The organism is Enterobacter sp. CM29, from assembly GCF_013179605.1.
Taxonomy (GTDB): Bacteria; Pseudomonadota; Gammaproteobacteria; order Enterobacterales; family Enterobacteriaceae; genus Enterobacter; species Enterobacter intestinihominis.
This window is the reverse complement of record NZ_JABMCU010000144.1, coordinates 1-11,346: the sequence shown is the minus strand read 5'-3', so window position 1 is coordinate 11,346 and position 11,346 is coordinate 1. Positions and strand designations below refer to the sequence as shown.

Annotated in this window: 11 protein-coding genes; 6 read left to right on the top strand and 5 right to left on the bottom strand. The window is 53.8% G+C overall.

What is annotated here, in order from left to right:
• Positions 1-165 precede the first annotated feature (165 nt).
• The 4 genes from lolB (at position 166) to dauA (ending at position 4,520) form a co-directional block, all read left to right on the top strand.
• The gene (gene lolB, locus HP459_RS16500; RefSeq protein WP_171936501.1) at positions 166-777 is read left to right on the top strand and encodes a lipoprotein insertase outer membrane protein LolB; all 612 of its coding nucleotides are present in this window, start codon (positions 166-168) and stop codon (positions 775-777) included.
• On the top strand, positions 774-1,643 hold the full coding sequence (ispE, locus tag HP459_RS16495; protein ID WP_032624093.1) for a 4-(cytidine 5'-diphospho)-2-C-methyl-D-erythritol kinase: 870 nt from the start codon (positions 774-776) through the stop codon (positions 1,641-1,643). The genes lolB and ispE overlap by 4 nt, the downstream gene beginning before the upstream one ends.
• A gap of 125 nt (positions 1,644-1,768) precedes the next feature.
• Positions 1,769-2,716 (top strand): ribose-phosphate diphosphokinase, encoded by a 948-nt coding sequence (gene prs, locus HP459_RS16490; RefSeq protein ID WP_003856663.1) that lies wholly within the window; start codon positions 1,769-1,771, stop codon positions 2,714-2,716.
• 124 nt (positions 2,717-2,840) lie between these two features.
• On the top strand, positions 2,841-4,520 hold the full coding sequence (gene dauA, locus HP459_RS16485) for a C4-dicarboxylic acid transporter DauA (protein ID WP_038416189.1): 1,680 nt from the start codon (positions 2,841-2,843) through the stop codon (positions 4,518-4,520).
• Here dauA and HP459_RS16480 read toward each other — a convergent pair.
• Both HP459_RS16480 and ychH read right to left on the bottom strand, forming a co-directional pair.
• On the bottom strand, positions 4,506-5,564 hold the full coding sequence (locus HP459_RS16480) for a MerR family transcriptional regulator (RefSeq protein WP_171936500.1): 1,059 nt from the start codon (positions 5,562-5,564) through the stop codon (positions 4,506-4,508). The genes dauA and HP459_RS16480 overlap by 15 nt on opposite strands.
• A gap of 120 nt (positions 5,565-5,684) precedes the next feature.
• A complete protein-coding gene (gene ychH / locus HP459_RS16475) occupies positions 5,685-5,960 on the bottom strand; it encodes a stress-induced protein YchH (RefSeq protein WP_022648382.1) in 276 nt (91 codons plus the stop codon).
• 272 nt (positions 5,961-6,232) lie between these two features.
• Between ychH and pth the strand changes: the two genes are divergently transcribed.
• Together pth and ychF are read left to right on the top strand one after the other, a co-directional pair.
• Positions 6,233-6,817 (top strand): aminoacyl-tRNA hydrolase, encoded by a 585-nt coding sequence (gene pth / locus HP459_RS16470; RefSeq protein WP_006810922.1) that lies wholly within the window; start codon positions 6,233-6,235, stop codon positions 6,815-6,817.
• A gap of 126 nt (positions 6,818-6,943) precedes the next feature.
• The gene (ychF, locus tag HP459_RS16465) at positions 6,944-8,038 is read left to right on the top strand and encodes a redox-regulated ATPase YchF (RefSeq protein WP_010432886.1); all 1,095 of its coding nucleotides are present in this window, start codon (positions 6,944-6,946) and stop codon (positions 8,036-8,038) included.
• 70 nt (positions 8,039-8,108) lie between these two features.
• On the opposite strand, the gene comJ is transcribed toward ychF, so the two are convergent.
• The 3 genes from comJ to HP459_RS16450 form a co-directional block, all read right to left on the bottom strand.
• Positions 8,109-8,615 carry a competence protein ComJ gene (comJ, locus tag HP459_RS16460; RefSeq protein ID WP_022648383.1) on the bottom strand — a complete coding sequence of 169 codons (507 nt, stop codon included), beginning with the start codon at positions 8,613-8,615 and terminating at the stop codon, positions 8,109-8,111.
• Between the two features lie 347 nt (positions 8,616-8,962).
• Positions 8,963-9,187 (bottom strand): hypothetical protein, encoded by a 225-nt coding sequence (locus HP459_RS16455; protein WP_023330151.1) that lies wholly within the window; start codon positions 9,185-9,187, stop codon positions 8,963-8,965.
• An 11-nt stretch (positions 9,188-9,198) separates the two neighbouring features.
• On the bottom strand, positions 9,199-11,346 hold a 2,148-nt coding region (locus HP459_RS16450), incomplete at its 5' end, for an RHS repeat-associated core domain-containing protein (RefSeq protein ID WP_171936499.1).

The following is an 11,346-nucleotide window of genomic DNA, read 5'->3' as shown; positions in this document are numbered from 1 at the left end:
CAGGACGCATCATACAGGATGCGCGAGATCAATAAAAGAGACTGCCCCCTTTCGGAGTAATAGCTTACGCCGCGCTTTGAGATAATTTGAACGTAGACGGTGGCACCCTTCAACGCTAGCATTAACAGTTATAACTGCAACGTATCTCAAGGATTTGTCATCATTATGACCCGAATGATTCGCCTGCTGCCTCTGGCGGCCCTGGTTCTGACCGCCTGTTCCGTTCATCAGCAGAAAGGCCCGGGCAAAAGCCCAGACTCACCGCAGTGGCGTCAGCACCAGCAGGATGTGCTGAAATTAAGCCAGTACCAGACCCGCGGTGCATTTGCATATCTCTCTGACGAACAAAAAGTTTATGCTCGCTTCTTCTGGCAGCAAACGGGGCAGGACAACTATCGCCTGCTGCTGCTCAACCCGCTGGGCAGCACCGAGCTGGAGCTTAACGCGAAGCCTGGCGAAGCGCAGATCACCGATAACAAAGGCCAGCACTACACCGCGACCGACGCCGAAGAGATGATTGGCAAACTGACCGGGATGCCGATTCCGCTCAATAGTCTGCGCCAGTGGATCCTTGGCCTGCCGGGTGACGCCACCGACTATACGCTTGATGACCAATACCGTCTGAGCCAGGTTAACTACACCCAGGGCGGTAAAACCTGGAAAGTGGTGTACAGCGCGTATGACAGCAAGACGCAACCATCGCTGCCGTCCAATATGGAGCTGACGCAGGGTAGCCAGCGTATCAAGCTGAAAATGGATAACTGGATCGTTAAATGATGACCCACTGGCCCTCTCCCGCAAAACTGAACCTGTTTCTCTACATTACCGGGCAGCGCGCTGACGGCTATCACACCCTGCAAACCCTGTTTCAGTTTGTCGACTACGGCGACACGATCTCAATCGAACCGCGTCAGGACGGGCAGATTTGCCTGCTGACGCCAGTCGACGGCGTGGCGCATGACGATAACCTGATCGTGCGCGCTGCCCGCCTGCTGATGAAAACGGCGTCGTCGTCGGGTCGTCTGCCAGCGGGAAGCGGTGCGGATATACGTATCGACAAACGCCTGCCGATGGGCGGCGGTCTTGGCGGCGGTTCGTCAAACGCCGCGACCGTACTGGTGGCGCTTAACCACCTGTGGGGCTGCGGTCTGACGACGGACGAACTGGCAGCATTAGGGTTGACGCTGGGCGCCGATGTACCAGTATTTGTGCGCGGCCACGCGGCGTTTGCTGAAGGGGTGGGCGAAATCCTCACGCCGGTCGATCCGCCGGAAAAATGGTATCTGATCGTTCACCCTGGCGTGAGCATTCCTACCCCGGTCATCTTTAAAGATCCTGACCTGAAAAGAAATACCCCGGTACGGTCAATAAAAACGTTATTAAATTGTGAATTCAGCAACGATTGCGAGGATATCGCAAGAAAACGTTTTCGCGAGGTTGATGCGGTGCTTTCCTGGCTGTTAGAATACGCGCCGTCGCGCCTGACCGGTACAGGGGCCTGTGTCTTTGCTGAATTTGACACCGAATCCGCCGCCCGTCAGGTGCTTGAGCAAGCGCCGGATTGGCTGCATGGTTTTGTAGCACGCGGGATGAACACCTCCCCCCTACAGCAGGCCATTCTGGCGCAGACTGAGTTTCGGTGACAACGTCACCCTGTTCCAGACGTTGCATCGCGCTCTTTAATACACCGCCTGGATAGCGTTTGCTTAGGCCCCGCAGTTTGCGGCGAACGCTATCCACCACTGGACGCATGCCTGAGGTTCTTCTCGTGCCTGATATGAAGCTTTTTGCTGGTAACGCCACCCCGGAACTAGCACAACGTATTGCCAACCGCCTGTACACTTCCCTCGGCGACGCCGCTGTAGGTCGCTTTAGCGACGGCGAAGTCAGCGTACAAATTAACGAAAATGTACGCGGTGGTGATATTTTCATCATCCAGTCCACCTGTGCTCCAACGAACGACAACCTGATGGAATTGGTTGTTATGGTCGACGCGCTGCGTCGTGCTTCTGCTGGCCGTATCACTGCTGTTATTCCTTACTTTGGCTATGCACGTCAGGACCGTCGCGTCCGTTCCGCGCGTGTGCCAATCACCGCTAAAGTTGTCGCAGACTTCCTCTCCAGCGTCGGCGTTGACCGCGTACTGACGGTCGACCTGCACGCAGAGCAGATCCAGGGCTTCTTCGACGTGCCGGTTGATAACGTTTTCGGCAGCCCAATCCTGCTGGAAGACATGCTGCAACTGAATCTGGACAACCCGATTGTGGTTTCTCCAGACATCGGCGGCGTGGTACGTGCTCGAGCTATCGCGAAGCTGCTGAACGATACCGACATGGCGATCATCGACAAACGCCGTCCGCGTGCTAACGTTTCACAGGTGATGCACATCATCGGTGACGTGGCTGGCCGCGACTGCGTGTTGGTGGACGACATGATCGATACCGGCGGTACGCTGTGTAAAGCCGCTGAAGCGCTGAAAGAGCGTGGTGCGAAACGCGTATTCGCTTACGCAACTCACCCGATCTTCTCCGGCAATGCGGTAAACAACCTGCGTAACTCCGTCATCGACGAAGTTGTGGTGTGCGATACCATCCCGCTGAGCGACGAGATCAAAGCGCTGCCAAACGTGCGTACGTTGACTCTGTCCGGGATGCTGGCCGAAGCGATTCGTCGTATCAGCAACGAAGAATCGATCTCCGCAATGTTCGAACACTGATCGAACACGGCCAAAAAACCCGCTACGGCGGGTTTTTTTGTTTATAGTATTTATTTGTATGACTTATGCCTCCTTCACCTGCCATTCATATGACAGATGATGCGCACACGGATGATAGATAATTGTGAAAAACGTAACCTCCTCACATGTTCTGCCCTTTCGCGCCCTCATCGACGCCTGCTGGAAAGAGAAATACACGTCGTCACGCTTCGTTCGTGACCTGATAGCCGGGATCACCGTCGGGATTATTGCCATCCCGTTGGCGATGGCACTGGCGATTGGTAGCGGCGTCGCGCCGCAGTACGGGCTGTACACCTCAGCCGTTGCGGGGATTGTGATTGCGCTGACGGGCGGGTCCCGCTTCAGCGTCTCCGGCCCAACTGCCGCCTTTGTGGTGATCCTCTACCCGGTTTCCCAACAGTTTGGTCTGGCAGGCCTGCTGGTTGCCACCCTGATGTCCGGCATCTTTTTAATTCTGTTCGGTCTGGCCCGCTTTGGTCGCCTGATTGAATATATTCCCCTTTCCGTGACGCTGGGGTTCACCTCGGGGATTGGGATTACCATCGGGACCATGCAGATTAAAGATTTCCTCGGCCTGCAAATGGCCCATGTTCCGGAGCACTACTTACAGAAAGTGGGCGCGCTGTTTATGGCGTTGCCGACGGCCAACCTGGGCGATGCAGCCATTGGCATCGTTACCCTCGGCACACTCATCGTCTGGCCTCGCTTAGGCATTCGTCTCCCGGGGCATCTCCCCGCTCTGCTGCTGGGCTGCGCGGTGATGGGCGTCGTCAACCTGCTCGGTGGACAGGTCGCCACCATTGGCTCCCAGTTCCACTATGTTCTGGCGGATGGCTCACAGGGTAACGGTATTCCGCAGCTGCTGCCGCAGCTGGTTCTGCCGTGGGACATGCCGGGCTCCAGCTTCACCCTGAGCTGGGATTCCCTTCGCGCTCTGCTGCCTGCCGCGTTCTCCATGGCAATGCTGGGCGCGATTGAATCCCTGCTCTGCGCCGTCGTGCTCGACGGCATGACCGGCACAAAGCACAAAGCCAACAGCGAACTAGTCGGTCAGGGCTTAGGGAACATCGTTGCACCGTTCTTCGGCGGTATTACGGCTACGGCTGCGATTGCCCGTTCCGCCGCGAACGTACGTGCGGGCGCGACATCACCGGTTTCCGCGGTCATTCACTCCCTGCTGGTGATCATGGCGCTGCTGATCCTTGCCCCGCTGCTTTCATGGCTTCCACTCTCGGCCATGGCTGCGCTGCTGTTGATGGTGGCCTGGAATATGAGTGAGGCGCATAAGGTGGTGAATCTGCTGCGCCGTGCGCCGAAAGACGACATTATCGTGATGCTGATCTGCATGTCGCTGACCGTGCTGTTTGATATGGTTATCGCTATCAGCGTCGGCATAGTGCTGGCCTCGCTGCTGTTTATGCGCCGCATCGCGCAGATGACGCGTCTCTCCCCGGTTAACGTTGAGGTGCCTGACGATGTGCTGGTGTTGCGCGTGATTGGCCCGCTGTTCTTCGCCGCGGCGGAAGGTTTGTTCAGCGATCTGGCGTCCCGCATCGCGGGCAAACGGATTGTGGTGCTGAAGTGGGATGCCGTCCCGGTGCTGGATGCCGGCGGTCTGGATGCCTTCCAGCGCTTTATTGCCCGCCTGCCGGAAGGCTGCGAGCTGCGGATCAGTAATCTCGAATTCCAGCCCCTGCGCACCATGGCGCGCGCGGGCGTACAGCCGATCCCTGGCCGATTGTCCTTCTACCCTAACCGTGAAGCTGCATTAGCGGATCTGTGAGTCATCAGATTCAGAGATACGTCTTTGCATCATCACCCCGATCGCCTGCTGGAGCCATTCAAGCACGGCAGGCGTCATCCACGTGCCTTTCATCAGATGCGGCTCCTGCTGCATGGCGAGACGAAATTTTTGCTGGGTCTGCGGGTTTGTTCCCGCATAGGACTGGAATAAAACCAGCCACTTTTCTGCCAGCTTTTGCGCATCGTCAGAAGCGGGACTGAGATTATCCCGCTGCGCCTGATGTAGCTTTGCCACCAGCGGCGGCCACTCCATCATCCGGTCAAAGTAGTGCGCCCGGGTAAAGGCCATCTCTTCGGCAGTGAGATATTTCTCCCAGATGCTGAGCTTTGATTCGGCAAACGCCCGCGTGATGTAATCCGTAATCTCCGGTGTAATGCCGGTTTGCTCCTGCATCTGCGGCTCCACGCTGTGCATTTCGTTCAGACGGGTCAAAAATTCCGGTTTGCCTGCGGTATCCTGTTCCAGGCGTTCCATCCACCGTGAAGCCAAATCGGTCGCCCGCGCGTCCGTGACGCTGACGTTCTGTTCCAGTAAATGTTTAACCTCCGTCACCAGACCCGACCAGATATCCGCCAGCGCCTCTTTCTCTACCGCAAACGGCAGTTGCTGCAACTCTTCTTTGCTAAACCAGCGATCGTACATATTCATTAACTCCAGAGTCTGTAGCCAGGATTCCAGATCCGGCGTCGCATCGTCGGTCAGCCCGGTACGCAATTCCACCAGCCGGTTGCGCAGCGTATGGATGCTACGCAGTTGCTTGTCCAGCAAAGTGATTTGCCCGTCGAGTAATTCCGCTAATGACAGCGAACGCTGTTCCAGAAAATCCCTGATTTCGGCAAGCTCCAGCCCGGCTTTTGCCAGCGTCTGGATCATATGCAGACGTTGCACATCCGCCAGGTTATAAAGCCGGTAGCCTGCCGCGCTTCTGGCAGAAGGTAACAACAGCCCTGTTTGCTCGTAGTGATGCAAAGTCCGCACGGTGATCCCAGCACGTTTCGCCAGTTCACCCACCTGAATCAACATAACGGCTCCTTTTGTTCTGCCAGTGTCGCTACTCTGAAGCCTTACGTTACGTGAGGGTCAATGCGTCATGCAAAAAAAAACGACTTCAGATGAAGTCGTTTCGGTGTTCTTTATGGGGCACTAGCCGTGCTTATGCTGGTCGCGGCGGCATCGTTTATCGTAATGGCGCACCCACCAGTATTTATCGCAGACTTCCTCATGTCCGCTCACGCGCGCCCCGGCGAGCCACAATACCGCACCGAGGAAGATACTCAGCACCGCGCCATGCGCAAAGTATTGTGGGAGGTCAAGCTGCGGTAATTGGTTTAAAATTGAATAACCGACACCGGCGACCATCACGAACAGTCCCAACCCCATTAGCACGTTACCGAGCATTGAAGCGTTTTTGCGTTTCATATGTCACCTCCGGAACTTTGGGTTGTCAGGGGAAAAACCCCTTCTCCTTGTGTAAAGTATAGACAACGCCACTTATATGAGTTGCGTGAATGATCACATTTACAGATAACTCCCGGACAAAAATTTACAAATAAGACATTGAACAGCTTGAAATTCTAATTGTTCAAAGAAGAAATTATTCGCATTTCGGTGTACAGCAGGCAGAACTTTGTCAAGCGGCGCGCCAGACAGTAAACTACGCGCCAGATCTGGAACCCATTAGGAAGTAAATCGTGACGATTAAACTGATTGTCGGCCTCGCCAATCCGGGCGCAGAGTATGCCGCTACCCGCCATAACGCCGGCGCCTGGTATGTTGATCTGCTGGCGGAACGTCTGCGCGCTCCCCTGCGTGAAGAACCCAAGTTTTACGGGTATACCTCACGCATCAATCTTGCGGGTGCCGACGTGCGGTTGCTGGTGCCAACCACCTTTATGAACCTGAGCGGCAAAGCCGTGGCGGCTATGGCAACGTTTTATCGCATCAATCCGGATGAGATCCTGGTGGCCCACGACGAACTGGATCTGCCACCAGGCGTGGCGAAGTTCAAGCTGGGCGGCGGTCATGGCGGCCACAACGGCCTTAAAGACATCATCAGCAAACTGGGTAATAACCCTAATTTCCACCGTTTGCGCGTGGGAATCGGCCATCCGGGCGATAAAAACAAAGTTGTTGGTTTCGTACTGGGTAAACCACCGGTTTCTGAGCAGAAGTTGATTGACGAAGCGGTGGACGAAGCGGCCCGCTGCACCGAGATTTGGCTTCAGGACGGCCTGACGAAAGCCACCAATCGACTGCACGCTTTCAAAGCGCAATAATCGGCGCCATGGGGCTTTTTTACCGCGCGTCGCGCGGGTTACGTGTATAATAGGCGTAGTTATTTACTTTTCTTCAATCGGTTATCGTTAACGGATTGATTATCAAGATATTAAGGTGATTTAGAAATGGGATTCAAATGCGGTATCGTCGGTCTGCCAAACGTGGGCAAATCCACCCTGTTCAACGCGCTCACCAAGGCAGGTATTGAAGCGGCGAACTTCCCGTTCTGTACCATCGAGCCGAACACCGGTGTTGTTCCTATGCCCGATCCGCGTCTGGACCAGCTCGCAGAAATTGTGAAGCCGCAGCGCATTCTGCCAACTACCATGGAGTTCGTGGACATCGCGGGCCTGGTAAAAGGCGCATCCAAAGGTGAAGGCCTGGGCAACCAGTTCCTGACCAACATCCGTGAAACCGAAGCGATCGGCCACGTTGTGCGCTGCTTCGAGAACGACAACATCATCCACGTTAACAACAAAGTGGATCCGGCTGACGACATCGACGTCATCAATACCGAGCTGGCCCTCTCTGACCTCGACACCTGCGAGCGCGCCATTCACCGCGTGCAGAAGAAAGCCAAAGGCGGCGACAAAGACGCGAAAGCGGAACTGGCTGCCCTGGAAAAATGTCTGCCACAGCTGGAAAACGCGGGCATGCTGCGCGCGCTGAAAAACCTGACTGAAGAAGACAAAGCGGCGATCAAATACCTGAGCTTCCTGACCCTGAAGCCAACCATGTACATCGCTAACGTTAACGAAGACGGTTTCGAGAACAACCCGTACCTCGACAAAGTGCGTGAAATTGCCGCGGCTGAAGGTTCTGTGGTTGTTGCCGTGTGCGCGGCCGTTGAATCTGATATCGCCGAGCTGGACGATGCCGACCGTGAAGAGTTCATGGCCGAACTGGGTCTGGAAGAGCCGGGCCTGAACCGCGTGATCCGCGCGGGCTATGAGCTGCTGAACCTGCAAACCTACTTCACCGCTGGTGTAAAAGAAGTGCGTGCATGGACCATCCCTGTCGGTGCGACTGCGCCTCAGGCGGCTGGTAAGATCCACACCGACTTCGAGAAAGGCTTCATTCGTGCGCAGACTATCGCGTTTGAAGACTTTATCACCTACAAGGGTGAGCAAGGCGCGAAAGAAGCTGGCAAGATGCGTGCTGAAGGGAAAGACTACATCGTTAAAGATGGCGATGTGATGAACTTCTTGTTTAACGTCTGATTAGTTTTGAATTAAAAAAATCCACGCTTTGGCGTGGATTTTTTTCGTTCTTATTTAGTTATTATTAACGTTAAAAAACACCTTCTTTGAGTGGATTATCTTTTTTTCCTCCCCAAGGGTCGTCTAATAAAAACTTAGCTGTGACAGTGTCTTTTTCCGGCACAAGAGTGAAATTGTAATAAATTTCATCCCCTTCACAAATCTCATAATAGAGCGAATACGTTTTGTTGGTTACATTTATGTTTATGTCAAATTTCTCTGTCGCAGAAGCCACCTGAAGCTTATTTTTATCTGTAATAAAAAATGGCACTACAATGCAGCGTTGAGCATTTTCATCTAAATTAAAAGCATTCTCTATTTTGATATTTACGTTTGCTCCAAATGCGTCCTCTGGTAAAGGATCAAAAATAACATAATCTTTATGAATCACAGCGCCTTGAGATACATTACCTTTACCCCACTGGCTCAGTTTTTCATCATAGTCTCGTGATCGTAGCAATATTTGACGATGTGAAATCAGTAGGTCAACATGTTGACTATATCTATGCCTCATTATGTAAAAAAGACTATTTTTCATATTCTTCTATCGTTTTTGTTGCTATGTACATATCTTCTCTTTGAGGATTGATTGACCATAAAGATAGCGATTATTACGCAAGGATGCCCCCATAACTGAAGTTGACAAATGCTAATTGAGTAAAAAATTCGTTGTAATTATGCTATATAAATAAAAACGAGCGGTTTGTCACCGAGTTTAGCAATGAAATTAACTATACAACAATAGTTACGTACAAAATAAAACAATAACTATTTTAAAATATTAATTAATTACAACTATAGAATATAGTAAGCTACAATTTCAACGCTATCAATTATACAACTCCTGATTTTTTGGCTGTAAAATATCCCCCCTGCATAAAACTATTAATCCTTTGAAAAAAAGGGCTTATTTTTCCCTTCTCTAGTCTGAGTGGCAACAATAACTTCATAAGCATCTCTTTCACTTCTTTGTGCTTTCAATGCTTCTTCGGATGTAATTTTCGACTCTTTATCAATCATAGCAATAGTTCCAGCATCATATCGGATAAAATATTCATTATCTCTTTTAATTATGTCAATGCCAAAACCAGTAAAAATAACTTCACTCATTTTTCGTACCTCTATTTGTTTATAATCGGTGTAATCAAAGCATCACCGACAGGCGTTTGATCTATTACGGCTTCAGGGATCCCTCCTGACGTCTTACCTCCAGGAACCCAAAAATCATTAGCCCCTCCCTCGTTGCCTGAAGGCATCCTAAGCCCTTGAGGTTTAAGGATATCTATTCGGACCGGTGAATCGCCAAGATCTCCAGGGTCTAATCCTAACATTTTCTCTAACTTCCCGACATCTCCGCCAGCTTTCTTAATAATGTTATCAGCAACTGATTTTGGCATCACAAAATGACCAGATGGAGGGCCAATCTCAGCTCTATTCACTCCCCATGCAATTTTAGAAATACCATCATTAAATAAAGCAAGATGTTGCTTAACATAAGAAGGGTCTAGATAGTTCGTTGGGTTTGGCCGATTGGGCTTCGTCGTGCCTTTTAAAGAATTATACGCCTTTGCTGCCCAAGCCCTACTTGAGAAAACCCCTTTTGTTTTATTCTGGAAATCATTCCAGCTATTTCTGCACGATAACCCCCACGGATCCACCCACCCCAGCGCATTCGGCGCATACTGGTAAAGGTTTATTCCCCCCGCCAGCCCTATCGGGTCCTGCTGCGTAAACCGTCCGCAGTCCGGGTCGTAATACCGGAACAGATTGTAGTGCAGCCCTGTCTCACGGTCCAGGTATTGCCCCTGCATGCGCAGGTTCTGAGAATATCCTGATACCTGCGTTTCGCTTTCCCGCAGCAGTTTGCCCCAGGCGCTGTTCACCCCTTCCCAGCGCACCTGCCCTTCGCTATCAGTCATCCGCTCCGGTGTGCCGTTGGGCTGACAGTGGAACCAGAAGATTTCCGGGGCATCAACGCCGTCAATTCGTGCCAGCGGATCGTAGCTGTCCTGATCGCTGTAGACGTAGGTCAGCGGCACGTCCCCGTGCACCTCCTGCAACAGCCGGAACCCTTCCCAGACAAACCGCGTGGTGACCGGCTTGCCGGTTGGCTGCCCGCCCAGCATCTGGCGGCGCGTTTTGCTGATGCGTCGCCCGAGCGGGTCATAGCGGAAGCTGACCTGCGTCTGCGGCCTGTTGCGGTCCCGCGGCTGGCTGATGACCTCCGTCAGGCGGTGCTCGCCGTCGTAGCGGTAGTGCCAGCGGGTCTGGCCGTTATCCTTCTCCACGGTGCGGCCATGGATGTCATAGCACCAGCGAATGCCGTTCAGCTGCGTCAGGCGGTTGTGCGTGACCTTCTCAGCAGAGCCTTCGAGCGGGTTACCGGCAGCATCCCAGCGCCACTGCTCCTGGCCGGGCAGCGTGCCGTCCTGAACCAGCAGACGTCCGGCGCTGTCGTACTGCCAGCGGTACCAACTGAACGGGTTATCGTCCCGCTCTTCGCGGACCAGGTTATTGCGATAGTCGTAATCCCAGCGGCGGGACCAGCGGCGCGGCGACGGGCGCTGGGCATTGCCGGTAAAAACGTCCCGGCGATGCAGTCGACCGAGACGGTCATATTCGCTGCGTGTGGTTAGCAGCCCCTGCGTACGGCTGGTTTCACGGTGAAGTTCGTCGCGGGTAAAGTCGGAGACCGAGAGCTTATCAAGCGCGATGCTGAGCAGATGCCCGCTGCCGTAGTAGAACTGTTTCAGCTCCCGGCCATCGGGCAGCGTGACGGAGGTGCGGTTGCCAAGGGCGTCATACTGCCACGCCAGCTCGCCGTGTTCGCACGTTTCGCGCGTGACGCGCCCGAGCGCGTCATACTCAAACACAAGCTCCTGCTCGGCTTCGGCGCTCCAGGCATCGGCTGAAAGCGCGGGATGCAGCCCAATCCGGCTCAGAAGGCCGGACGGGGTGTAGTGGTAGCGGGTCTGCCCTTCCGGCGTGGTGCGGGCGACCAGCTGGCCGCTCGCGCTCCAGGCAAAGGCATGGGTAATGGCCTCCGGATGTCCGGCGGCAAAGGTGCGCGCTATCGTACGCCCACAGGCGTCGTAGCGATACTGCGAGGCCACGCCATCCAGCCCCACCTCTTCCAGCAGCAGCGAGTCCGCACCCCAGCGGAACTGGTACGCTTCGCCGTTTTCGTTTTCCAGGGCAATCAGACGCCCGCGGCTGTCCCAGCGGCGACGCACCTCTTCACCCTGCGTATTACGGGTGGCGGTTAAGCG